Annotated in this window: 23 protein-coding genes; 11 read left to right on the top strand and 12 right to left on the bottom strand. The window is 71.4% G+C overall.

Annotated features, from left to right (window positions below; translation table 11 throughout):
* Positions 1-96: 96 nt before the first annotated feature.
* The 5 genes from ACZ7L7_RS33880 to miaA all read right to left on the bottom strand — a co-directional run bounded on the left by ACZ7L7_RS33880 (position 97) and on the right by miaA (position 6,670).
* On the bottom strand, positions 97-1,584 hold the full coding sequence (locus ACZ7L7_RS33880) for a M1 family metallopeptidase (RefSeq protein WP_453603807.1): 1,488 nt from the start codon (positions 1,582-1,584) through the stop codon (positions 97-99).
* Between the two features lie 144 nt (positions 1,585-1,728).
* Positions 1,729-3,855 (bottom strand): RelA/SpoT family protein, encoded by a 2,127-nt coding sequence (locus ACZ7L7_RS33875; RefSeq protein ID WP_453603809.1) that lies wholly within the window; start codon positions 3,853-3,855, stop codon positions 1,729-1,731.
* Positions 3,856-4,194: 339 nt separating this feature from the next.
* On the bottom strand, positions 4,195-5,064 hold the full coding sequence (dapF, locus tag ACZ7L7_RS33870; RefSeq protein ID WP_471593219.1) for a diaminopimelate epimerase: 870 nt from the start codon (positions 5,062-5,064) through the stop codon (positions 4,195-4,197).
* Between the two features lie 52 nt (positions 5,065-5,116).
* On the bottom strand, positions 5,117-5,623 hold the full coding sequence (locus ACZ7L7_RS33865) for a hypothetical protein (RefSeq protein ID WP_285516566.1): 507 nt from the start codon (positions 5,621-5,623) through the stop codon (positions 5,117-5,119).
* Positions 5,624-5,731: 108 nt separating this feature from the next.
* Positions 5,732-6,670 carry a tRNA (adenosine(37)-N6)-dimethylallyltransferase MiaA gene (miaA, locus tag ACZ7L7_RS33860; protein WP_453603812.1) on the bottom strand — a complete coding sequence of 313 codons (939 nt, stop codon included), beginning with the start codon at positions 6,668-6,670 and terminating at the stop codon, positions 5,732-5,734.
* 242 nt (positions 6,671-6,912) lie between these two features.
* On the opposite strand from miaA, the gene ACZ7L7_RS33855 reads away from it, so the two are divergent.
* A complete protein-coding gene (locus tag ACZ7L7_RS33855; RefSeq protein ID WP_352230239.1) occupies positions 6,913-7,107 on the top strand; it encodes a gliding motility protein in 195 nt (64 codons plus the stop codon).
* Positions 7,108-7,131: 24 nt separating this feature from the next.
* Positions 7,132-7,410, top strand: a complete 279-nt coding sequence (locus ACZ7L7_RS33850; RefSeq protein ID WP_285516530.1) for an antitoxin — start codon at positions 7,132-7,134, stop codon at positions 7,408-7,410.
* A gap of 119 nt (positions 7,411-7,529) precedes the next feature.
* Here ACZ7L7_RS33850 and ACZ7L7_RS33845 read toward each other — a convergent pair whose 3' ends face one another.
* The 4 genes from ACZ7L7_RS33845 to ACZ7L7_RS33830 form a co-directional block, all read right to left on the bottom strand.
* Positions 7,530-8,243 (bottom strand): class III extradiol dioxygenase subunit B-like domain-containing protein, encoded by a 714-nt coding sequence (locus ACZ7L7_RS33845; RefSeq protein WP_285516531.1) that lies wholly within the window; start codon positions 8,241-8,243, stop codon positions 7,530-7,532.
* 48 nt (positions 8,244-8,291) lie between these two features.
* On the bottom strand, positions 8,292-9,812 hold the full coding sequence (gene miaB / locus ACZ7L7_RS33840; protein ID WP_285516532.1) for a tRNA (N6-isopentenyl adenosine(37)-C2)-methylthiotransferase MiaB: 1,521 nt from the start codon (positions 9,810-9,812) through the stop codon (positions 8,292-8,294).
* Positions 9,813-9,855: 43 nt separating this feature from the next.
* The gene (locus ACZ7L7_RS33835) at positions 9,856-11,730 is read right to left on the bottom strand and encodes a glycoside hydrolase family 5 protein (protein WP_472077859.1); all 1,875 of its coding nucleotides are present in this window, start codon (positions 11,728-11,730) and stop codon (positions 9,856-9,858) included.
* Between the two features lie 343 nt (positions 11,731-12,073).
* Entirely contained in the window at positions 12,074-12,493 is a 420-nt protein-coding gene (locus tag ACZ7L7_RS33830) for a pyrophosphohydrolase domain-containing protein (RefSeq protein WP_472077857.1), read from the bottom strand.
* A gap of 75 nt (positions 12,494-12,568) precedes the next feature.
* Here ACZ7L7_RS33830 and ACZ7L7_RS33825 point away from each other — a divergent pair, with 75 nt between their 5' ends.
* Positions 12,569-13,564 carry a TAXI family TRAP transporter solute-binding subunit gene (locus ACZ7L7_RS33825; RefSeq protein WP_472077856.1) on the top strand — a complete coding sequence of 332 codons (996 nt, stop codon included), beginning with the start codon at positions 12,569-12,571 and terminating at the stop codon, positions 13,562-13,564.
* 16 nt (positions 13,565-13,580) lie between these two features.
* On the opposite strand, the gene ACZ7L7_RS33820 is transcribed toward ACZ7L7_RS33825, so the two are convergent.
* Together ACZ7L7_RS33820 and ACZ7L7_RS33815 are read right to left on the bottom strand one after the other, a co-directional pair.
* Positions 13,581-14,972, bottom strand: coding sequence for a sensor histidine kinase (locus ACZ7L7_RS33820; protein ID WP_472077855.1), 1,392 nt, complete (start codon positions 14,970-14,972; stop codon positions 13,581-13,583).
* Between the two features lie 9 nt (positions 14,973-14,981).
* Complete coding sequence (locus tag ACZ7L7_RS33815; protein WP_285516536.1) at positions 14,982-15,668, bottom strand: response regulator transcription factor; 687 nt, start codon at positions 15,666-15,668, stop codon at positions 14,982-14,984.
* A 289-nt stretch (positions 15,669-15,957) separates the two neighbouring features.
* Between ACZ7L7_RS33815 and ACZ7L7_RS33810 the strand changes: the two genes are divergently transcribed.
* The 8 genes from ACZ7L7_RS33810 to ACZ7L7_RS33775 all read left to right on the top strand — a co-directional run bounded on the left by ACZ7L7_RS33810 (position 15,958) and on the right by ACZ7L7_RS33775 (position 22,489).
* Positions 15,958-16,734, top strand: a complete 777-nt coding sequence (locus ACZ7L7_RS33810; RefSeq protein WP_285516537.1) for an amino acid ABC transporter ATP-binding protein — start codon at positions 15,958-15,960, stop codon at positions 16,732-16,734.
* A gap of 79 nt (positions 16,735-16,813) precedes the next feature.
* Positions 16,814-17,662 carry a glutamate ABC transporter substrate-binding protein gene (locus ACZ7L7_RS33805; RefSeq protein WP_285516538.1) on the top strand — a complete coding sequence of 283 codons (849 nt, stop codon included), beginning with the start codon at positions 16,814-16,816 and terminating at the stop codon, positions 17,660-17,662.
* Between the two features lie 133 nt (positions 17,663-17,795).
* Positions 17,796-18,473, top strand: a complete 678-nt coding sequence (locus ACZ7L7_RS33800; RefSeq protein ID WP_285516539.1) for an amino acid ABC transporter permease — start codon at positions 17,796-17,798, stop codon at positions 18,471-18,473.
* On the top strand, positions 18,470-19,417 hold the full coding sequence (locus ACZ7L7_RS33795; RefSeq protein WP_453603825.1) for an amino acid ABC transporter permease: 948 nt from the start codon (positions 18,470-18,472) through the stop codon (positions 19,415-19,417). Before ACZ7L7_RS33800 ends, ACZ7L7_RS33795 begins: the two co-directional genes overlap by 4 nt.
* Before the next feature lie 199 nt (positions 19,418-19,616).
* Complete coding sequence (locus ACZ7L7_RS33790) at positions 19,617-21,257, top strand: FAD-dependent monooxygenase (protein ID WP_472077854.1); 1,641 nt, start codon at positions 19,617-19,619, stop codon at positions 21,255-21,257.
* Positions 21,258-21,358: 101 nt separating this feature from the next.
* A complete protein-coding gene (locus ACZ7L7_RS33785; protein WP_351985706.1) occupies positions 21,359-21,445 on the top strand; it encodes a putative leader peptide in 87 nt (28 codons plus the stop codon).
* Positions 21,446-21,524: 79 nt separating this feature from the next.
* A complete protein-coding gene (locus ACZ7L7_RS33780) occupies positions 21,525-22,067 on the top strand; it encodes a cupin domain-containing protein (protein WP_285516542.1) in 543 nt (180 codons plus the stop codon).
* On the top strand, positions 22,064-22,489 hold the full coding sequence (locus ACZ7L7_RS33775) for a rhodanese-like domain-containing protein (protein WP_453603829.1): 426 nt from the start codon (positions 22,064-22,066) through the stop codon (positions 22,487-22,489). Before ACZ7L7_RS33780 ends, ACZ7L7_RS33775 begins: the two co-directional genes overlap by 4 nt.
* A gap of 129 nt (positions 22,490-22,618) precedes the next feature.
* Here the strand turns inward: ACZ7L7_RS33775 and recX are convergent, their stop codons facing one another.
* The gene (gene recX / locus ACZ7L7_RS33770; RefSeq protein WP_453603831.1) at positions 22,619-23,470 is read right to left on the bottom strand and encodes a recombination regulator RecX; all 852 of its coding nucleotides are present in this window, start codon (positions 23,468-23,470) and stop codon (positions 22,619-22,621) included.
* Between the last annotated feature and the right edge of the window lie 3 nt (positions 23,471-23,473).

The raw sequence follows: 23,473 nt of genomic DNA, 5'->3' as shown, positions 1-23,473 counted from the left end.
TTCCCTCGGAACCTCTGCGGGTCCGCACGGGCCCTCGGGCCCTGTGCCGCGCCGACCCGAAGATGGTCGCACGGCACGGGGCGTCTCGTCACCGCCTTATTTCGGGGGCGCCACCGTCGCGGCGGGCGCGACCGCGGGCCGCGCCTGTGCGGCCGGCTTCCAGTCCGGGTGGCCGGGCATCGGCGGGGTCTTCTCGCCGTACAGCCAGGGGTGGAAGAAGCCGTTCAGATCGCGTCCGGCGATCGTCGAGGCGAGGGCGACGAAGTCGGCGGTGGAGGCGTTGCCGTCCCGGTGCCGGACGACCCAGGCGCGTTCCAGGCGTTCGAAGGCGGCGCGGCCGATCTCCTGGCGCAGGGCGTAGAGGACGAGCGCGGCGCCGTCGTAGACGTTGGGCCGGAAGATGCTGATCTTGCGGCCGGGGTCGGGGGCCTTGGGCGCGGCGGGAGGCCCGCCCGCGGCGCGCCAGCGGTCGGAGACGCTGTAGGCGGCCTTCATACGGGCCTGGAGGGGGCGGTCGGCCTTCTCCTCCGCGTACAGCGCCTCGTACCAGGTGGCGTGCCCCTCGTTGAGCCACAGGTCGGACCAGGTGCGGGGGCTGACGCTGTTGCCGAACCACTGGTGGGCCAGCTCGTGCACCATGATCGATTCCACGTACCAGGCGGGGTAGGAGCGGTCGGTGAACAGGCCCTTCTCGAAGAGGGAGAGGGTCTGGGTCTCCAGTTCGAAGCCGGTGTCCACGTCCGCCATGAGCACGCCGTACGTCTCGAAGGGGTAGCGGCCGACCTTGCTCTCCATCCAGGAGATCTGGTCCGGGGTCTTCCTCAGCCAGGGCTCCAGTTTGTCCCGGTGTGCGGTGGGGACGACGTCCCGGACGGGGAGGGCGTGCGGGCCGGTGCGGCGCAGGATCGTGGAGCGGCCGATGGAGACCTGGGCGAGTTCGGTGGCCATGGGGTGCTGGGTGCGGTAGGTCCAGGTCGTCGCCGCGCGGGTGCGGTCCACGTCGGTGGGGACGCCGTTGGCGACGGCCGTGTAACCGTTCGGGGCGGTCACCCTGATGGTGAACATCGCCTTGTCCGAGGGGTGGTCGTTGCCGGGGAAGACCAGGTGGGCGGCGTCGGCCTGGTTGGCCATGGCCAGGCCGTCCGCGGTGCGCACCCACCCGCCCTCGCGGTCCTTGGCGGGCCTGGGGTCGCTGGTGTGCCGGACGGTGAGGCGCATCCAGCTCCCGCGCGTAAGCGGGTCCTCGGGGGTGACGACGAGGTCGTCACCCGCGGTGGTGAAGGCGGCGGGTTCGCCGTCCAGTTCCACGGAGTGGACCTTGCCGTGGGCGAAGTCTAGGTTGACGCGGTCGAGCGTCGTCGTGGTCCAGGCGTCGATGGTGGTGACGGCCTGGAGGGGTTCGCTGTTGCTGCCTGCGTAGATGAAGGACAGGTCGTACGAGGCGACGTCGTAGCCCGGGTTGCCGAGGTGCGGGAAGAGACGGTCGCCGACGCCCAGGGGTTCGGCGGGAGCGGCGGCGGCGACCAGGCAGACGGTCACGGCCGAGGCGAGGAGGACGCTGGCCTTGCGGGACGTGTGCGGCATGGACCACCGCTACCAGCGGGGACGTCCGGGGCGGCGGCGACGCGCGCCCGGCCCACTCGAACGGGGTCGGCCGGGTGGCTACGGCATCCCCGGCTGGGTCTCCGTCCGGCTCTGCGCCATGCCCGGCTGGCTCTCCGTCCGGCTCTACGACATCCCCGGCTGGGCCTGCGTCCGGCTCACGTCGTACACGCCCGCCACGTTCCGCATGGCCCGCATGAGGGCGGGCAGGTCGGCGGCGTCCGGGAGCTGGACGGTGTAGGTGTGCCTCACCCGCTGCTGGGTGGGCGGTTCCACCGTCGCCGACACGATCTCGGCGCCCTCGGTGGCCATCGCCTCGGTGAGGTCGGCCAGCAGATGCGGGCGGACGAACGATTCGGCGACCAGCGTCACCCGGCATTCGCTCGTGCCGCCCCAGTGCACGGCGATCTCCGGACGGCCCGTGCTCTTCATGCGCGCGACCGCCGTGCACAGCACGCGGTGCACGGTCACCGCTCCCCCGCGTACCGCGAAGCCGGTGATCTCGTCGGGCGGCACCGGAGTGCAGCAGCCCGCCAGCCGTACCGTCGCGTCCGGCTGGTCGACCACGACATTGGCGGCCGGGCGGGCCGTCGAGGAGCCCTCCGTGGACAGCGCCTCGGTGGTGGGGCGGGGCGCGGGGGCGCTCTCGGCGGGGCGCTCGCCCTCCTCCCCGGTCGTCGGGTGCGCGGCCAGCCAGCGCTGGATGGCGATGCGGGCGGCCGGGGTGTGAGCGTGCTCCAGCCACTCCCTGGAGGGCTCTGAGGCGGGGTCCTGGCCCATGAGGAGCTCGACGGTGTCGCCGTCCTTCAGAACGGTGCTGAGGGTCGCCAGACGGCCGTTCACGCGGGCGCCGATGCAGGCGTGGGCGTCCTCGCCGTACTGCGCGTAGGCGGCGTCCACGCAGCTCGCGCCCTCGGGCAGACCGAGGGTGCCGCCGTCGGGGCGGAAGACGGTGATCTCGCGGTTCTGGGCGAGGTCCTCGCGCAGGGTGGACCAGAAGGTGTCGGGGTCCGGGGCGGCCTGCTGCCAGTCGAGGAGGCGGGAGAGCCAGCCGGGGCGGGTCGGGTCGGCGCGCTCGCCGTCGGCGGGTTCGTCGGAGGAGGGGGCGTAGGGGTTGCCGAGGGCGACCACGCCGGCCTCGGCGACCTTGTGCATCTGGTGGGTGCGGATGAGAACTTCGACGACCTGTCCGTCCGGGCGGGCGACCGCCGTGTGCAGGGACTGGTACAGGTTGAACTTCGGTACGGCGATGAAGTCCTTGAACTCCGAGACCACCGGCGTCATACAGGTGTGCAGTTCGCCGAGGACGCCGTAACAGTCCGCGTCCTCGCCGACTAGGACCAGCAGCCGTCCGAAGTCGGCGCCGCGCAGTCGGCCGCGTTTGCGGGCCACCCGATGCACGGAGACGAAGTGCCGTGGCCGGATGAGGACTTCGGCCTGGATGTCGGCGTCCCTGAGCACCGTGCGCATCTCGTCCGCGGCCTCGGCGAGCGGGTCGTCCGCGCGGGAGGCGTTCTCGACGATCAACTCCCGCGTGTGCTCGTACTCCTCGGGGTGCAGGATCGCGAAGACCAGGTCCTCCAGCTCGGTCTTGAGCGCCTGGACGCCGAGCCGTTCGGCGAGCGGGATGAGGACGTCCCGGGTCACCTTGGCGATGCGTTCCTGCTTTTCGGGGCGCATCACTCCGAGGGTGCGCATGTTGTGCAGGCGGTCCGCGAGTTTGATCGACATCACGCGGACGTCGTTGCCGGTGGCCACGAGCATCTTGCGGAAGGTCTCCGGCTCGGCGGCGGCGCCGTAGTCGACTTTCTCCAACTTGGTGACGCCGTCGACGAGATAGCGCACCTCAGCGCCGAACTGCTCGCCCACCTGATCGAGCGTCACCTCGGTGTCCTCGACGGTGTCGTGGAGCAGGGAGGCGGTCAACGTCGTTGTCTCGGCGCCGAGTTCGGCGAGGATGAGAGTCACTGCGAGGGGGTGCGTGATGTACGGCTCGCCGCTCTTGCGCATCTGGCCGCGGTGCGAGGACTCGGCCAGCACGTAGGCGCGGCGCAGGGGTTCGAGGTCGGCGTCGGGGTGGTGGGCGCGGTGGGCCTCGACGACATGGCTGATGGCGTCGGGCAGGCGGTCGCGGCCGGCCGGGCCGAGCAGGGCGGCACGGCCGAGGCGCCGCAGGTCGATACGGGCCCGCCAGCGTGCTGCGGGCCCGGTTACCGGACCGGGCGTCGCGGGGTTCGTGGCCTCCGCACTCATGGGCACCTCCGGCTGCGTGGACCGGCGGACGGGGTGCCCCATGACGGACACGGCTCCGGGGACTGGCAACGGTCCCCCGTCCGGGCCGGTGCTTGATGCTACCGAGCCCATCACGCGCGGCTGACCGCCTCTCGCCGAGCGTGAAACGGATCACCCATTCGAGCGAAGGTTCGCAGGTTTACGGTTTCGAACCCCGCGACCTGCGGCCGACCGGGGTTTCGATCCTCGACCGGGTACCCACGGAGGACGACCCTCCGCGGGCCGGGCACCCGGCAGAACCGATATCAAGTCGTTGCGGTACGACGGGTTTCAGCGAGCCGTTGAGGCGCTGAAACGGACTCAACCGGCGAGCGAGGCCAGCCAGTCGGCGTCGATCTCGCCCTCGGCGACGATCACCGCGGGACCGGTCATCTCGATCTCGCCGTCGGGCAGTTCGGTGATCACCAGAGTGCCGCCGGGCACGTCGACGGTGTACGTCGCGGGCGTGCCGGTGACCGCGGGGTCGGCGCCATCCCGGCGGGCGGTGGCGACGGCGACGGCGCACGCGCCCGTGCCGCAGGAGCGGGTCTCCCCGGCGCCGCGCTCGTGCACGCGCAGGGCGACGTGCCCAGGGCCGCGGTCGACGACGAACTCGACGTTCACCCCGTCCGGGTACGCCGAGGCCGGGCTGAACGGCGGCGGCGCGAGCAGGTCCCCGGCGTGCGCGAGGTCCTCGACGAAGGCGACCGCGTGCGGGTTGCCCATGTTCACGTTCCGCGCGGGCCAGCTGCGCTCGCCGACGCTGACGACGACCTCGCCCTCGGGCAGCCGGGCCCTGCCCATGCCGACCGTCACATCGCCGCCCTTGGCGAGGTGCACGCGCTTGACGCCCCCGCGCGTGGCGACCGCGAGGTCGCCTTCGCCGACGCGTCCGGCGCGCTGGAGGTAGCGGGCGAAGACGCGGACGCCGTTGCCGCACATCTCGGCGATCGAGCCGTCGCCGTTGCGGTAGTCCATGAACCACTCCGCCTCGGCCGCCATCTCCTTGGCCTCGGGGTGCGCGGCGGACCGCACGACGTGCAGCAGCCCGTCACCGCCGATGCCCGCGCGCCGGTCGCACAGTGCGGCGACGGCGGACGGGGGCAGGTCGATGGCGTTCTCGGGGTCCGGGACGATCACGAAATCGTTCTCGGTCCCGTGACCCTTGAGGAAAGCGATCCGCGTGCTCATGCCTCGATCGTACGGTGCCGCACCGACAGTCACGGAAGCTGCAACCGGTGGCTCAGCGCAGCCGGGCCACGCGCAGTACGGCGAGCATCACCACGGCGGCCACGAGCACGGCGTACAGCAGCACCATGCGCCAGTCCGCGCGTCTGCCGGAGCCGCGCTGGGGCAGGCCGGGCCACGTGTAACCCACGCGGCGCGCCGCCATCATTCCCCAGCCCGCCGCGCAGGAGCAGATCAGCAGGCCCAGCATGGCGATCACGGCGCCGCTGTCGCCGAAGTCGAAGGCCAGCGGGAAGGCGAACATCAGGGAGCCGACCGCGGCCAGGGCCACGATGGGGGCCAGCTGCCAGATACGCAGTCTGCGCTGCGGGCGCAGCTCGACCTCGACCTCGGGGCCGTCGGGGAACATCTCCTCCGGCTCCGGGCCGTCGGCGGTCACCCCGCCCTGGATGTCGTCGTCGGGACCGTCCGGGCTGAGACGGTCGTCGCTGCGCTCCGGTTCGCCCCGGTCACCGGTGACGGCTTCGGTACCTTGTGCGGTGTCGCGAGGGCCGGCCTCCATCGCCACGCGCCCTCCCAACTCGGACTCCACTTGGTCGATCGAAGCTCGATGATGGCATGGCGCCGGAGGCCACGATGACGGCCGGAGCGTCCCGATGCCATGACGTGATCAGGCTGTAACCGGTCGTTCGACCAACGCCAGCGCGAGCTGCGGAAGTTTGGTCAGATCCTCCGCGGCCCCACTGAGCCAATGCACCCGCGGATCGCGTCTGAACCATGAATCCTGACGGCGCGCGAAGCGCTTGGTGGCGCGGACGGTCTCGGTCCGGGCCTCGGCCATGGTGCACTCCCCGGCGAGCGCCGCGAGCACCTGCTGGTAGCCGAGCGCGCGCGAGGCCGTACGCCCCTCGCGCAACCCTCGCGCCTCCAGTGCGCGCACTTCCTCGACAAGCCCGGCGTCCCACATCCGGTCGACACGCCGGGCGATCCGCTCATCGAGTTCCGGGCGGGCGACGTCGACGCCGATCTGCACGGTGTCGTAGACCGAGTCGTGGCCCGGCAGGTTGGCCGTGAAAGGCTGCCCGGTGATCTCGATCACTTCGAGAGCGCGGACGATACGGCGACCGTTGCTGGGCAGGATCGCCTGGGCGGCGTCCGGGTCGGCGGCGGCGAGGCGGGCGTGCAGGGCGCCGGAGCCACGCAGGGTGAGCTCCTCCTCCAGGCGGGCGCGGACCTCAGGGTCGGTACCGGGGAACTCCAGGTTGTCGACGGCGCCGCGGACGTACAGGCCGGAGCCGCCGACCAGGATCGGCCAGCGTCCCTCGGCGAGCAGCGCGTCGATCCGCTCCCTCGCCAGGCGCTGGTACTCGGCGACGGAGGCGGTGACGCTGACGTCCCAGACGTCCAGCAGGTGGTGCGGGACGCCGCACCGCTCCTCGGGCGTCAGCTTGGCGGTGCCGATGTCCATCCCTCGGTAGAGCTGCATGGAGTCGGCGTTGACGACCTCGCCGCCGAGCTCTCTGGCCAGGAAGACGCCCAGATCGGACTTTCCGGCCGCGGTGGGACCGACGACGGCGATGACGCGGGGGGCGGAGGGTGTGCTGCTCACTGAAACAGTCTCGCAAACCTCAGAGGGTGACCTCGAACGAGTTACGTGACGGCTCCGGACCGACGTCGTTGCCAGATGCGAGATACGCGCCGCCGGTCCCGAGGGGCGGCGATCCGGGCGACGCAAACGGACGCACCGGACGACGCGGGAATTCGCCCGCACGAGTACCGTATGGAGTTGATATGGGCGTTTTGGCACGGCTGTTCCGGAGGTCTAGGACGGCGGAGGAGGCGTCGACCGCCGTGGCTGAGGCCGACACCGCGGCCACCGAGTCCGGGACGGAGGAGACGGCTTCGGCGGAAGAGACCACCGAGGCGAAGGACTCGGCCGGGAATGAGGGCACGGAGACGGCGGCGGCCGCCGAAGGCGTGATCCCCAGGCAGCAGTCCGCCGAGGAGGCGGCCGACCGAGAGGCCGGCGAGGGCGCCCGCACCTGACGATCCCGCGTGGGAAGGCGAACGATGGGTCTCCTGGACAGTTTGAAGGCCAAGCTCGGCCCGGCCAAGGGCAAGGTCTCCGACCTCGCCCATCAGCACGGGCCCAAGGTCCAGCACGGTCTGGACAAGGCCGCCAAGGTCGTCGACGAGAAGACCAAAGGCAAGTACAGCGAGAAGATCCAGTCGGGCACGGGCAAGGCCAAGGACGCCGTGGACCGGCTCGGGCACAAGAACGAGGGGCCGAGCCGCGGCACGGGCGGTGACACCACCCCGCCGAACAGCCCTCCGCCTCCCGCTTCCTGATCACGGCGGCACGCAGCACCACAGCACGGATACATCGGCGGACGGCCGCGGAGCATCCCCGCTCCCGGCCGTCCGCCGTTGCACCGGGACGGTGGCCCCTGCCCGCTCCGGAACCGCCGCTACGACCAGGTCGCGACCAGGTACCCCACGCCGTACGGCGCGCTCTCGTGCAGCAGCGCGCCGGACAGCCCGGCATTCTGCGCGGCGCCCGCGAGCACCTGCCAGGGCGCCCGGCCGGACGCCTTGAGCTCGCGCGCCAGCTCGGTGTCCAGTTCCTTGAGCGCGGTCACGTCCGCCGCGCCGAGGGCCCGCGCGACGGCCGCGTCGAAGGGCTCCGCGCGCTCGTCGAGGTAGCCGGGTGCCTTGAGCGTGCGGCAGGCGCTGGCGTCGCCCATCACCAGCATCGCCACGCGGTCGGGGCCCGCGGCGATCTCCCTTCCGGTTTCGATACACCGCTCGGCGTCCAGAGGTTCCCCCACGGCGAGTCCCTCGATCGGGGCATCGGCCCAGCCGGTCCGCTCCAGCAGCCAGGCCGCCACCGCCAGCGAGGCGGGCAGTTGCCGCGCGTTCTCCGGAGCCTGCCCGGTGCCGAGTCGTACGTCGATCTCCACGCCGAAGCCCCGGAAGGAGCCGTGCGCGCCCTGCGGGTAGGCCCCGTGCTCTTCCGGTGCCGCGGGCCCGACGACCACGAGGCGGTCGGGGCGCGCGGCGGCGAGCACGCCGAGCCCGTCGGCGCACGCGGCGCGCGCGGTATCCAGCTCGGGCGCGGCCCCTGCGGCGACCTCGGGCACGAGCAGCGGCGGACAGGGACACACGGCGGCGGCGACAAGCATGATCGGCAGCGTAACCCCGCGCGGGATCAGCGCGGGGTCACGGGGGCGTCAGTCGCAGCCGCAGCCGCTGCCCGAGGCCACCGGCAGCGGCTCCGGGGCGCCGATCCGCGGCAGGCCGAGCATGACGCCCGCGGGCTTGGCCGCCTCGGCGGCGTTGCGCTTCTCCCAGGCGTCGCCCGCGCGCGTGCGGCGGATCGAGAGGACCTCGCCCTCGGCCAGCAGGTGGTGCGGGGCGGCGTAGGTGATCTCGACGGTGACCACGTCGCCGGGGCGGACCTCCTGGTCGGGCTTGGTGAAGTGCACCAGGCGGTTGTCGGGGGCGCGGCCGGACAGACGGTGCGTGGCGCCGTCCTTGCGGCCCTCGCCCTCGGCGACCATCAGCTCCAGGGTGCGGCCGACCTGCTTCTTGTTCTCCTCCCAGGAGATCTCCTCCTGAAGGGCGACCAGACGCTCGTAGCGCGCCTGGACGACCTCCTTGGGGATCTGGTTCTCCATGGTCGCGGCCGGGGTGCCGGGGCGCTTGGAGTACTGGAAGGTGAACGCCTGCGCGAACCGGGCCTCGCGGACGACGTGCAGGGTCTGCTCGAAGTCCTCCTCGGTCTCGCCGGGGAAGCCGACGATGATGTCGGTGGTGATCGCGGCGTGCGGGATGGCGGCGCGGACCTTCTCGATGATCCCCAGGTAGCGCTCCTGGCGGTAGGAACGGCGCATCGCCTTCAGGACCGTGTCCGAGCCGGACTGGAGCGGCATGTGCAGCTGCGGCATCACGTTCGGCGTCTCGGCCATGGCGGCGATCACGTCGTCGGTGAAGTCCCGCGGGTGCGGGGAGGTGAAGCGGACGCGCTCCAGGCCCTCGATCTTGCCGCAGGCGCGCAGCAGCTTGCTGAACGCCTCGCGGTCGCCGATGTCGGAGCCGTAGGCGTTGACGTTCTGGCCGAGCAGCGTGATCTCGGAGACGCCCTCGGCGACCAGGGCCTCGATCTCGGCGAGGATGTCGCCGGTGCGGCGGTCCTTCTCCTTGCCGCGCAGGGCCGGGACGATGCAGAAGGTGCAGGTGTTGTTGCAGCCGACGGAGATCGACACCCACGCCGCGTAGGCGCTCTCGCGCCGGGTCGGCAGCGTGGACGGGAACGCCTCCAGCGACTCGGCGATCTCGACCTGGGCCTCCTCCTGCACGCGGGCGCGCTCCAGCAGGACGGGCAGCTTGCCGATGTTGTGCGTGCCGAAGACGACGTCCACCCAGGGCGCCTTCTTCACGATGGTGTCGCGGTCCTTCTGCGCCAGACAGCCGCCGACCGCGATCTGCATGCCGGGACGCGACGCCTTCTTCGGCGCGAGCCGCCCGAGGTTGCCGTAGAGGCGGTTGTCGGCGTTCTCACGGACGGCGCAGGTGTTGAAGACGACGACATCGGCGTCACCGTCGGCACCCTCGGGGGCGCGGACGTAGCCGGCCTCCTCCAGCAGCCCGGACAATCGCTCGGAGTCGTGGACGTTCATCTGGCACCCGTAGGTGCGCACCTCATACGTTCGCTTGGCGTCCACGTCCTGGCTCCGGTCGATGCTGCTCATGCCACAAGGGTAAGGGCGCGCCGGGAGCGCCCCGCCCTCGCGGTCACAGCGGACGGCAGTACAGGGCGTCCGGGGTGCGGCGCGAGCCGATACGGCCCGTGTACGCGATCCCGGCCGCGTACTCGTCGTCCGCGCACTGTCCCTTGTAGTGGCCGTGCGCGAAGTCGCCGCCCTTGGGCGAGGCCCCGCGGTTGTCGCTCCGGTCGAACCAGACCGTACGGCCGCCCGCGGTGCCGACCGGGGCCCGTGTGCACAGCGCGGCCGAGACCGCGGCGCCTCGGACGCTGTAGCCGGTGAGGGCGTGGCCGCTCGGGCACTGGAGCTTGGTGTAGCCGGACGCCCAGTCCTGCCCCGGCCGGACGTGGCGCTCGTCCACGACGACCTCGTACTCGCCTGTCGGCCCCGACGACAGGCCAACGTCGGAGCAGAGTCCCCGGTTCCCGGTGTGGCTCAGTCCGAGCAGGCGCTGTCCGTCCGGGCAGACGGCCTTGCGGGCGCCGACGTCCCAGTCGGGCCGGGCGCGCATCCGCCGGGAGGCGATGAAGTCGGCGTGGTCGGGGCTGAGCATGGACCAGTCGGCCACGGGCGCCACGTACCCGGTGCGGCCCTGGGCGGCGATGAGCCGGCTCCAAGCGGCTGAGCGCCAGTCGTCGCCGTCGTGGACGCCCATCCGGTTGCCCTCGGCGTCCCAGTGCAGCAGGGCCCAGCCGTTGCCCCGGCGGTTCTCGTGCCAGCCGACCAGCGGCCAGTACGCGAAGTCGGCGTCCATGCGGATGAGGTGGTCGACGAAGTTCTCGAACCAGGCGCGCGGCTTGGCGCCGGTCTCCTCCCGGCCGCCGACACCGAACTCACTGATCCACACCGGGGCCGTGAAGTGCTGGTCCTGCTCGGAGGCGACGTAGAAGGCCTGGCGGTTCAGGACGGAGATCAGCTCGTCGGGGCTCAGGTCCTGGTAGCGCGGGTCGCTGGTCTCGCCGGTGCCGGTGGCGCCGCTGTGGTTGGGGCCCGTGTAACCGTAGAAGTGGGCCGAGTACACGAGCTTGCCGGAGTCGACGAGGGTGTGCGAGAGGCGGCGTACCGGCTCCAGGGTGGGGCGCTCGTGGGCGAAGCCGTCGACGGGGATGCCGGTCCAGTTGATGCCCTCGACGATGATCAGCAGGTCGGGGTTGGCCTCGGTCAGGATGCGGTCGGCGACGCGCTGCGAGGCGGCGAACCAGTCGTGGTTGTCGCCTAGGCCCCAGTTCGGGTCGTCCCAGATGGTGCGGCGGACCTCGTTGTACAGGTCGGCGCCGACGACCCGCTTGTTGTCCTTGTAGCGGCTGGCCATGAACAGCCAGTCCGCTTCCCAGGACGCGGTGGACTGGCTGGCGTTCCAGCGTTCGTTGCCGTCGACGCCGCAGCACCAGCGGGTGGTGTTGGTGTGGTTGTTGAGGATGACGGCGAGTCCGGCGGCGGTGAGTTCGCGGACCACCACGTCGTAGACCTGGAGCGGGGTCTTCCCGCGCAGGGACGGGTTGGCGGCGACGGCGTCGTCCGTGACGGGGCGGGAGTCGCGGATCATCTCGTTGGAGAACGGCAGCCGGATGCTGTTGATCCCGATCTCCCGGAAGCCGGCAATGATCTCGGCCATGGGGGCGCGGTCCAGGCCCAGCGGTACACGGCCGGAGTTCTCGCCCGCGTGATGGTTGACGTCGTCCTCGGTACTGCCCGATCCGTTCCAGGTGCCGCTGGCGCCGTGCCAGTTGCCCGAGCGCAGTTTGAACCGGTCGCCGTCCGCGTCGACGATCCAGCGGCCCCTCGTGCTGAGCGGGCCCGTCCAGTCCGCCTCCTGCGCATCCGCCGCCCGCGCGGGGAGGGACGTCAGGGGCACTAACAGCAGCACGGCGGCCAGCGCCGCCCTGAGGAAGCTCATCCGCATTGTCATGGCGTCGTCATCATGACGGGCGGGGCTGGTGCAGTCCATACCTGCGGCGCGAGGGACGGTGGGCGACGTTTTGCGCGGCGCGCGAGCCACCCAGGACGGCGCGAGGGCGCGGAAGGGGCGCGGAGCGGTGGAGTGCGCTCCGGCGCTCACGGCACTGCGATCGGCGCGCGCCGCACGCCACGCCCCCGGCGTGCACCACACGCCCCCTCCCTGCACGTCACACGCCGTCCGTCGCCTCTCCGCCCCCCTCCCCGCGCGTCACACCCCGTCCGTCGCCTCCCCGCCCCCTCCCGCACGTCACACCCCGTCCCGCGCCTCCCCGCCCCCTCTCCACACGTCACGCCCCGCCCGCCGCCTCCCCGCCCCCGTCCCACCCCTGACTCCGCAGCACCCCCGCCACGTCCGGGGCCTCGTAGTGGTCGCCCTTGAGGACCTTGCCGTCGGCCCGGCGGGACACCGTGCCGTCGGGGCCCAGCTTGGTCATGTTGGAGCGGTGGATCTCGGCGATCACCTCGTCGAGGTCGATGCCGTGGACGAGGGCCGTGCCATAGGCGATGTACACCACGTCGGCCAGTTCGTGGGCGAGTTTGTCGAGCGGTCCGGTCACCGAGACCTCGGCGACCTCCGCGGCCTCCTCCGCGAGCAACTCGCCCCGGTGCTTGGCGAGTTCCGGTGAGACCTCGGTGGGCCGGGTGCGGGCGTCGAGCCCGAAGGCGTGGTGGAAGGCGCGGACCAGTTCGGCGGGCGAGGAACTCATGGCGCGACCCTATCGGCCGCCCCCGGGCCCGCCGCCCCTGGTCAGCGGGGCGCACCGCCTGGCAGGATCGCACGCATGTCCACGCTGCTCCCCCGTATCGGCAGGCGCCGCGCCGTCCAGGTCGCGGTCGCCGCCGCTGTCGCCCTCGGGCTGCTGCTGTGGTGGCTGCTGCCCCTGGGGGAGAAGCCACCGCGCGGGACGATCACGTTCAGCACGGGCACCCAGGCCGGCGTCTACCACGAGTACGGCAAGCGGCTGCGGGCCGAGCTGGCCAAGGACATGCCGGATCTGAAGGTGGAGCTCCAGCCCAGCGCCGGGTCCCAGGAGAACGTCCGCCGCGTGGCGACCGGGGAGGCCGACCTCACCATCGCCGCCGCCGACGCCGTGGAGACGTACGCGCTGGAAAAGGGGCCCGGCGCCGGCCGGCTGCGCGGTGTGGCCCGGCTGTACGACGACTACGTGCAGCTCGTTGTCCCGCCGGATTCCGACATCGAGTCGGTCGCCGACCTGCGCGGCAAGCGCGTGGCCATAGGGCTGCCGCACTCGGGCGTCCGGCTGATCGCCACCCAGGTGCTGGAGGCGGCCGGGATCGACCCGGAGAAGGACATCACGCCCCGCTCGGACGGCATCGACACCGGTCCCAAGCAGCTGGGGCGCGACCTGGACGCGTTCTTCTGGTCGGGCGGGCTGCCCACGGGCGGGCTGAAGGAGATCGCGGAGACCTCGACCTTCCGGTTCGTACCGATCGACGAGAAGCTGGTCGCCAAGGTGCACGCCCAGGGCGGCGCCACCCGCTACTACCGGGCCACCAATATGCCGGAGTCGGCCTACCGGACCATCCAGAACGGTTCCACCGTGCCGACCATGGCCGTCGCCAACGTCCTGGTGACCCGCAACGACCTCGACCCCCGGCTCGCCGAGTGGCTGACCCGGACCGTGCTGGACAGCCGCGACGGCATCGGCGCCCACGTCCACTCCGCGCAGCTCGTCGACGTACGCACCGCGATCTACACCGACCCGCTCCCGCTGCACGAGGGCGCCCGGCGCTACTACCGCTCCGTGAAGCCGTAATCCCCCGAGAAAGGCCTCACTCCGCCAACGGCCCCCGCGGCACCCGTACCGTCACCTTCAGCCCGTGCGGCTCGTGATGGGCGTACGCGATGGTGCCGCCGCCCGCCGAGAGCAGGGCCCGGGAGATGGACAGGCCCAGCCCGGACCCCTTGACGTTCTGATGACGGCCGCTGCGCCAGAAGCGGTCGCCGATCCGGTTCAGCTCCTCGTCGGTCAGTCCGGGCCCGAGGTCGGTGACGACGACGGTCGCGCTGTCGCCGTTGGAGGAGACCGTCACCTCCACGCGCTGACCCTCCGGCGTGAACTTCACGGCGTTGTCGATGACCGCGTCCAGCGCGGAGGAAAGGGCCACCGGATCGACCCACGCGGTGGTCGCCGGGCACTCCCCGACGAGGGCCACGCCCTTGGACTCGGCCGTGGGCGACCAGGCCGCGACCCGCTCCGCGGCCAGCGCGCCGATGTCGGTGAGCCGCAGCTCGGCCGCGGTGTGCTCGGCGAGCGCCAGGTCGAGCAGATCGTCCAGGACCTGGGCCAGACGCTTGCCCTCGGCCTGGACCGAGGCGATCTCCTCATTGCCCTCGGGCAGTTCCAGGGCGAGCAGTTCGATGCGCAGCAGCAGCGCCGACAGGGGGTTGCGCAGCTGGTGCGAGGCGTCGGCGACGAAGGCGCGCTGCTGCTCCAGCACGTCCTCGACGTTGTCGGCCATCTCGTTGAACGACCGGGCGAGCCGTCTGAGTTCCGGCGGGCCTCCGGCCGCCGCGACCCTGGTCGTGAGCCTGCCGCTGGCGATGGCGTGGGTGGTGGCGTCCAGGACGCGCACGGGCCGCAGTACCCAGCCGGTCAGCCGCAGGGCCGCGCCGACGGCCAGCAGCATCGCCGCGAACTCGCCCGCCGCGATGAGCAGCCAGCCGCGCAGGATCCGCGAGCGCATGTCCCCGGTGGGCGAGTCGGTGACGACGACCGCGACGACATCGCCGTCCCGCACGACCGGTGAGGCGACGACGAGGCGGCCCCGCTGCCACGGCCACACCTGCTCCGGGTCGTGGCTGCGGCGGCTGAGCAGCGCCTCCTCGAAGGCCTCGCGCACCTCGCCGGACTCGGGCAGGAACCAGGTCTCCGGCGCGTTGGCCAGTGGGGTGTCCCCGGGCAGGAAGACGCCCGCGCGGATGCCGTAGACGCCGTAGTAGCTCTCCAGGGCGTGGCTGAGGTTGCGGCCCTCGTCGCTCGGGCCCTGGGAAGTGTCCATGACGGAACGGGTGATGGCCGCGAAGTACGCCGTGTCGTCGATCCGGTCGACGACCACCTTCTGCTGCTGGGCCGCGGCCAGGCTGACGGCGAGCGGAATCCCGAGCGCCAGCAGTACCGCCGCCATCAGGACGATCAGCAGCGGGAGAAGTCGAGTGCGCACCCGTCCCCGCTAGGCGGCCGGGGCGACGAGCCGGTAGCCGACGCCGCGCACGGTCTCGATCAGGGCCGGCATGCGCAGCTTGGAGCGCAGCGAGGCCACATGGACCTCCAGGGTGCGCCCGGTCCCCTCCCAGCTGGTCCGCCAGACCTCGCTGATGATCTGCTCCCGGCGGAAGACCACTCCGGGCCGCTGGGCGAGCAGCGCCAGCAGGTCGAACTCCTTGCGGGTCAGCTGGACGACCGAGCCGTCCACGCTGACCTGCCGGGTCGGCAGCTCGATGTGCACCGGGCCCAGCCGCAGCACGGTGTCCGCGGCTCCGGTCGGGTCCTCGTGGACGCTGCGCCGGCTGACGGCGTGGATCCTGGCGAGCAGTTCGCCGGTGTCGTACGGCTTGACCACGTAGTCGTCGGCGCCGAGGTTGAGGCCGTGGATGCGCGAGCGGACGTCGGAGCGGGCGGTCACCATGATCACAGGTGTGCTGGTGCGCTTGCGGATCTTGCCGCAGACCTCGTAGCCGTCCTGGTCGGGCAGGCCGAGGTCGAGCAGGACGACCCCGAAGCCGGGGCCCTCCGGGACCAGCGCCTGGAGCGCCTCCTCGCCGCTGCGGGCGTGCGTGACGTCGAAGCCGTGCCGCGCCAGGACCGCGGACAGGGCGGCGGCGACATGGTTGTCGTCCTCGACGAGGAGCAGTCTCATCCGTCCCCCTCCTGTTCATCGGCCGTACGGGTTGGATCGAGCTGGAACACGACCGGGCACGCGCGCGTGCCCATGGCAGTCACGCTGATGGACGCCAGCCCCGTCAAGTGGGTTCCGGTTGCGCGAGGCTTGTCGTTATCCACCCGGTACGCGCCCAGGTCGCAAGTGCTACGACACGTGTCTGATTGCTACCGGATCGTGATGCTCAAATTCCCCTCAGGACTAATGACGCAGGTCGGATACGGTTATTACTGTCCTCCGAAACCGAGGAGGACGGAGCCTGAGAGCGATGACCGAAGTATCGGTGGCCAAGGAAGACAAGGCCGCGAACGACGACTTGGTCGTCCTGAAGAGTGTCAACAAGCATTTCGGCGCGTTGCACGTGCTCCAGGACATCGATCTGACGATCGCCCGCGGCGAGGTCGTCGTGGTCATCGGACCCTCCGGGTCCGGGAAGTCCACCCTGTGCCGCACCATCAACCGTCTGGAGACGATCGACTCGGGTTCGATCACCATTGACGGCAAGCCGCTGCCCGCCGAGGGCAAGGCGCTTGCCCGGCTCCGTGCCGATGTCGGCATGGTTTTCCAGTCATTCAATCTCTTCGCACACAAGACAGTGCTGGAGAACGTGATGCTGGGCCAGATCAAGGTCCGCAAGGTCGACAAGGCCAAGGCGGAGGAGAAGGCCCGCAAGCTGCTCGACCGGGTGGGCGTGGCCACCCAGGCGGACAAGTACCCCGCTCAGCTCTCCGGCGGCCAGCAGCAGCGTGTGGCCATCGCGCGCGCCCTCGCGATGGACCCGAAGGTCATGCTTTTCGACGAGCCGACCTCGGCCCTCGACCCGGAAATGATCAACGAGGTGCTGGAGGTCATGCAGCAGCTCGCCCGGGACGGCATGACCATGATCGTCGTCACCCACGAGATGGGCTTCGCCCGTTCGGCGGCCAATCGAGTGGTGTTCATGGCCGACGGCCGGATCGTCGAAGAGGCTGTGCCGGACCAGTTCTTCAGCAACCCGCGCAGCGACCGTGCCAAGGACTTCCTGTCCAAGATCCTGCACCACTGACGGCGCGCAGACGTCCCCGCAGTTCCGCGCCACCCGCACTCACGGATCGCCTCTCTTCACCAGACAAAGGATGTTCACCATGAAGCTCCGCAAGGTCACCGCGGCGGCCGCCGCTGCGTTCGTCCTCTCCCTCACCGCGACCGCGTGCGGTGGCGACGACAACGGCAGCGACAGCTCGGACACCGGTTCCAGCGGCGGCGGCAAGATCAAGGTCGGCATCAAGTACGACCAGCCCGGTCTGGGCCTGAAGGAGCCCGACGGTTCCTTCTCGGGCTTCGACGTCGACGTCGCCACGTACGTGGCGGGCGAGCTCGGCTACAAGCCGGACCAGATCGAGTTCATCGAGACCAAGAGCGCGGACCGCGAGAACGCGCTCGCCCGTGGCGACGTGGACTTCATCGCCGCCACCTACTCCATCACCGACGAGCGCAAGGAGAAGGTCGACTTCGCCGGCCCGTACCTGCTGGCCCACCAGGACCTGCTGGTCAAGGCCGACTCGGACATCGCCGAGGGCACGGACCTCAACGGCAAGAAGCTGTGCTCGGTGACCGGCTCGACCTCCGCGCAGAACGTCAAGGACAAGATCGCCCCTGACGCCCAGCTCAAGGAGTACGGCACGTACTCGGAGTGCATCGCCGGTCTGCAGAGCGGCGCCGTCGACGCCGTGACCACCGACGACTCGATCCTCGCCGGCTTCGCCGCGCAGGACCAGTACAAGGGCCAGTTCAAGCTCGCCGGCCTGAAGCTGAGCAACGAGAACTACGGCATCGGTGTCAAGAAGGGCGACACCGAGATGGTCAACAAGATCAACACCGCCCTCGAAAAGATGTACGAGGACAAGGCCTGGGAGAAGGCCGTCACGGACAACTTCGGCCCGGCCGACTACAAGAACGAGCCCGCGCCGAAGATCGGCAACATCGTTCAGTAACGCGGATTCCGCCCTCGCGCCGCCGCCGTCGGCCTGACCCACGCGGCGGCGGCGCGGCACGTCAGTGCGGTGCGGCCCGACACGAACCGCCCCGTACACCACGTACGCCACCCACCCGGAAGCGCGGGAGATCGTGTTCGACTTTCTTTCTGACTATGACGACCCGAGCCTGCTCGGCGCCTTCTGGGTGACGGTGCAGCTCACATTCTTCTCCGCCGTCGGCTCCCTGATCTGGGGCACTCTGTTGGCGGCCATGCGGGTCAGCCCCGTACCGCTGATGCGCGGTTTCGGCACGGCCTACGTGAACATCGTCCGCAACATTCCGCTCACCGTCATCATCGTCTTCACCTCGCTCGGCCTCGCCGACATTTTCGGAATGACGATGGGGGCGCCCGACGACTTCGAGGCCCAGGGCTTCCGTCTGGCGATCCTCGGCCTGGTCGCCTACACCGCCGCCTTCGTCTGCGAGGCGCTGCGCTCCGGCATCAACACCGTCCCGGTAGGCCAGGCCGAGGCGGCCCGCGCCATCGGGCTGAGCTTCAGCCAGGTGCTGCGGCTGATCGTGCTGCCGCAGGCGTTCCGCGCGGTGATCGGCCCGCTCGCCAACGTACTGATCGCGCTGACGAAGAACACCACGGTGGCAGCCACGATCGGTGTGGCCGAGGCGGCCCTGCTGATGAAGGAAATGATCGAGAACGAGGCCCAGACGCTGCTCATCGGCGCGGTCTTCGCCTTCGGTTTCGTGGTTCTGACCCTGCCCACCGGTCTGTTCCTCGGCTGGCTGAGCAAGCGACTGGCGGTGAAGCGGTGACCTCGGTTCTGTACGACGCCCCCGGCCCGAGGGCCAAGCGGCGTAATGTGATCTTCTCGATCGTCTTCTTCGTGCTGCTCGCCCTGGTGCTGTTCTGGGTCTGGCGCGTGATGGACGACAAGGGCCAGCTGAAGTGGGCCCTGTGGGAGCCGTTCACCACCTCCCAGGCGTGGACGACGTATCTGCTGCCGGGTCTCGCCAACACGCTGAAGGCCGCGGCGCTGGCCATGGTCATCGCGCTGCCGCTGGGTGCCGTCTTCGGTATCGCCCGGATGTCCGACCACCGCTGGGTGCGGATCCCCGCCGGTGCCGTGGTGGAGTTCTTCCGCGCCATCCCGGTGCTGCTGCTGATGCTGTTCGCGAACGAGTTCTTCGCCCGTTCCACGGACGTCTCCAGCGCGGACCGGCCGCTGTACGCGGTCGTCACCGGCCTGGTGCTGTACAACGCCTCGGTCCTCGCCGAGGTCGTCCGCGCGGGCATCCTCGCCCTGCCCAGGGGGCAGACGGAGGCCGCCCAGGCGATCGGTCTGCGCAAGGGCCAGACGATGACCACGATCCTGCTGCCGCAGGCGGTCACCGCGATGCTCCCGGCGATCGTCAGCCAGCTGGTGGTCATCGTGAAGGACACCGCGCTCGGCGGTGTGATGCTCGGCTTCACCGAGCTGCTGAACTCGCGCGGCACGCTGGCGGCCAACTACGCCAACGTCATCCCCAGCTTCATCGTCGTCGCGATCATCTACATCGTCCTCAACTTCATCCTGACCAGCTTCGCGAGCTGGCTGGAGGGCTGGCTGCGGCGCAGCAAGCGCTCCACCGGGGCGGTGCTGGGCGCGGAGGACATGGAGGAGCTGAACCCGGCGGCGGTCGGCGGCTCCTTCGGGACCGGCGGTGAGGGCGGAGGCCTCGGCGGCTTCGGCGGCATCACTCATACGCCCAAGAAATGACGGTCGGTCAAGTGACCTGAGCGACGCCGGAAGCACGGTGTGAACGACACGAAGGCAGTGGCATGATCGCCACTGCCTTCGGTCACTTGACGCAAGCACCGGCAATAGGTTGCATACGTTCTGTGATCGTGCACCCTGCTCAAACCTCCTGTTCACACCCGTCCCTCGGGACACCGCCGCGGGCAGGGGGCACTTCGCCGTGGACCCGGTGATCATCGTCGGGGCGGGGCCTGTCGGGCTGACGCTCGCCCTTGCCCTGGCGCGCCAGGAGGTGCCGTCGGTCGTCCTCGACGAGGGACCCGGCAAGGACGAACCCCGCCTCGCGCGCACCGTCGTCCTGCGCGAGGACACCGCTGCCCTCATGGAGCGGCTCACCGGTCTGCCGATGGCCGAGGCCGGCTGCCGTTGGGCCGGATGGCGGTCCATGCGGCGCAGGCAGGTGATGCGCCGGGTGTCCTTCGGCACCCCGCCCCCGGACGACGCCGGCGCCGAGGACGTCTCCTACGAGCCTGCCGCGCCCGTGCACATCGCCCAGCACGTCCTGACCGGCGCCCTGCGTGCGGCGCTGGCCGGTGAGTCCCTGGCACGGATCGTGGTGGACAGCCGCGTCGACGGCATCGAACAGGAGTCCTCCGGTGTCAGCGCGCGCACGCGCGGTTCCAAGGGCACCTGGTGGCGCGGCAGTTACCTGGTCGGCTGCGACGGCCCCCGCTCCACCGTGCGCAAGCTCCAGGACATCCGCTTCCCCGGCCGCACGGCGGTGGAACGGCACGCCGTGGCCGCGCTGCGCGCCGAACTGCCCTGGCCTGACGAAGCGTTGCTGCACCGTATGCCGCCCTGGCGTTCGACCGGCCCCTCGGCCGGGGAGATCACCGCGCGTCCGCTGCCGGGCGGCGCGTGGCGGCTGGACTGGCTGCTGCCGCCGGGCAAGGACCTGGTCACGCCCGAGCTGCTGGTGGCGCGCGTCCGGGAGACCCTCGCGGGCTGGTCGGACGGCCCGACCCCGGCGTACGAACTCCTCGACACCGGTGTGCACACCGTGCACCACCGGCTGGCGCGGCGCTGGCGGGTCGGGCGGGTGTTCCTCGCCGGGGACGCGGCGCACCTGCTCGGGGCGCTGGGCACGCACGGGCTCGACGAGGGGCTCAGGGACGCCGACAACCTGGCCTGGAAGCTGGCGCTGGCCTGGCACCACGGGCCGCGCGAGGCGCTGCTGGACAGCTATCAGACGGAGCGGCGCGCCGTCGTCGCCGCCCGGCTGCGCGCCGCTGACCAGGCGCTTCCGCTGCTGCGCGGGGGCGGTGGACTGCGCGCGTACGTGCCCGGCTCGGCCCGGGGTCATGACGCGCTGCTCGCCGAGGGTCACCTGGGGCACGGCGCGCTCGGTGCGCCGGGGGCGTACGCCGACTCGCCGCTCGCACCCCGGCATCTGGAGGGCGAGGTCCCCGTCGACACCTCGGTGGGAGCGCCGGTCGCCGATGTACGGGTGACCGCGGAGGACGGCTCGTTCGTACGGCTGCGGGACCGGCTGGGGCGGGGCGCGCTGCTGGTGCTGCTGATCGCGCCGGGCACGGGGGTGTGGGACCGCAAGCACTGGGTGACCGCCGGGATCATGCCCAGGCTGGCGGCGGCGGTGGCGGCGCTGCCGCATCCGGCGGAGCTGCTGGTCGCCGAGACCTATCCGGGTGCCCCGGCGCACAGCGTCCTGTTGATCCGGCCCGACGGCCACCTGGTCACGGCGCTCGGCGGGGTGCGTCCGGCCGACCTGTACGCCGCCGCGGAGGCCACTCTGGGCGGTCCGGTGGAGTCGGGGGCGCAGGCCACGGCGGGGTCGCGCTGAACGGTTCCGGCGCGACGATGTCCACATGCTGATGGCGAGCCCATTGTCCACATGCTGATGGTGAGTTGACCGGCCCAGATCATCATGGTGTACTCCGCACCATGACCGACACCTGCGTGCACTTGTGGCGGAAGGTCCATGTGGACCTCGTCCGCTACGCGGGCTGCATGTGTACCCGGTCCTGCTGAATTCGCATCCCTCTCTCCTTCGCGCGCACCGCTGTCGTGCCGTCGCGCGCACCCGCGAACCCTCATCAGGACGGTTGAAGTGTCTGCCATCCCCTCTTCCGCTGTTGCCCGCACCGCTGCCCCCTCCGCCGCGCCCACACAGGCGGACCTCCTCGACTTCGCCCGGCGCACTGCTGCCGACGCCGAGCTGATCGCCTCCTTGCCGCTCGACCCCGAGGGCCGCACCTGGGTGCGCCTCGACGGCCCCGGTGGCAGCGAGGCCTGGCTGATCGGCTGGCCGCCCGGCACGGGTACCGGCTGGCACGATCACGCGGACTCCGTCGGCGCGTTCGTGACGGCAGCCGGTGAGCTGAAGGAGAACTCGCTCGCCGCGCGGCTGCCCACGGACGGCTGGAAGACCCTGGAACTGAGCGAGGACGTGGACCGGGAGCGCCGCCTGCCGGCCGGGCAGGGCCGCTCCTTCGGCCGCCACCACGTCCACGAAGTGCTCAACGAGTCGACGGACCGGCACGCGATCTCCGTGCACGCCTACTACCCGCCACTCCCCCGCATCCGCCGCTACAGCCGCACCGGTCCGATCCTGCGTCTGGAGCAGGTGGAGCGTCCGGAGGACTGGCAGTGAGCGCGGGCGGCGAACAGCCGGTCGGGATCGACGAGTTGTTGGACCGCGTCCGCGCGACCTACGCGCGCGTGGAGCCCCGGGAGGCGTACGAGGCCGCTCGCGCGGGTGAGGCGTTGCTGGTGGACATCCGGTACACGGCCCTGCGGGAGCGGGACGGGCTGATCCCCGGCGCGCTGGTGGTCGAGCGCAACGAACTGGAGTGGCGCCTGGACCCCCGCGGCAGCCACCGTCTGCCGGAGGCCGACAGCCACGACCTGCGCGTGGTGGTCATCTGCAACGAGGGCTACGCCTCCAGCCTGGCGGCGGAGTCCCTGCACCGGCTGGGTCTGCACCGGGCGACCGACCTGACGGGCGGTTTCCAGGCGTGGCGGGCGGCGGGGCTTCCGGTGACGGCGCCAGAGGGGGCGTCGGAGGGGCAGTAGGGCGGCCCGGGCCGGATCCGCGGGGCGGCGCGCCCCTCTGCGGCGTCCCGCGCGTCTCAGGTCCCCTCGCCCTCCTCTGCGGCGTCCCGCGCTACCCAGGTCCCCTCGCCCTACGGCGGGCGTCCCGCCTCAGTACCCCTCGTCCCCCAGGAACTCCGTGTCCTCCCCCTCGGCCTCCAGCGCCTGGCGGACCACGCGCAGGGCCATGCCCTCCGGGTACCCCTTGCGGGCGAGCATCCCGGCGAGGCGGCGCAGGCGCTTGTCGCGGTCCAGCCCACGGGTGGAGCGGAGTTTGCGGTCGACGAGTTCGCGCGCGGTCGCCTCCTCCTGCTCGGAGTCGAGCTGGGCGACGGCCGCGTCGATGAGGGCGGAGTCGACGCCCTTGGTGCGCAGTTCCTGGGCGAGGGCGCGCCGGGCGAGGCCGCGTCCGTGGTGCCGGGATTCCACCCAGGCGTCCGCGAACGCGCTGTCGTTGATCAGCCCGACCTCCTCGAACCGCGACAGCACCTCCTCGGCCGCCTCGTCCGGGATCTCCCGCTTGCGCAGGGCGTCGGCGAGCTGCTTGCGGGTGCGCGGAGTCCCGGTGAGCAGGCGCAGGCAGATCGCCCGTGCCCGCTCCACCGGGTCCCCCGGGGGCTCCCCCTCCTCGGCCCTCGACGAGGTGAAGGTGCCTCCGTCCTCACCGGACGGTTCCTCGCGACCGCGCCGACGACGCCCTCGGGCGCCGCCCGCGCCACGAGCCCCGCCGGCTCTCCGGCGCGTGCCACCGGCGAGCTCATCGGCCTGCGACGCCGGGTCTCCGTCTGCCCGGCGCCCACCGCCGTACGGTCCGTCCATGCCCGGGACGCCGCCTTCGCCGTACGGCCCGTGCTCGCCGTAGGCGTCGCCGTCCCGGTCCGCGGAGCCTCGGACACCTCGCCCGCCCCGCTCCCCCGGCGGGTCGGGCCGGGTGTACTCGGCCCAGTCGGTTCGTCGTGTCACGGG

The organism is Streptomyces sp. NPDC110618 (assembly GCF_055657065.1).
Note: the sequence above shows the minus strand (reverse complement) of the source record. Positions and strands in the feature narration are given on the sequence as shown.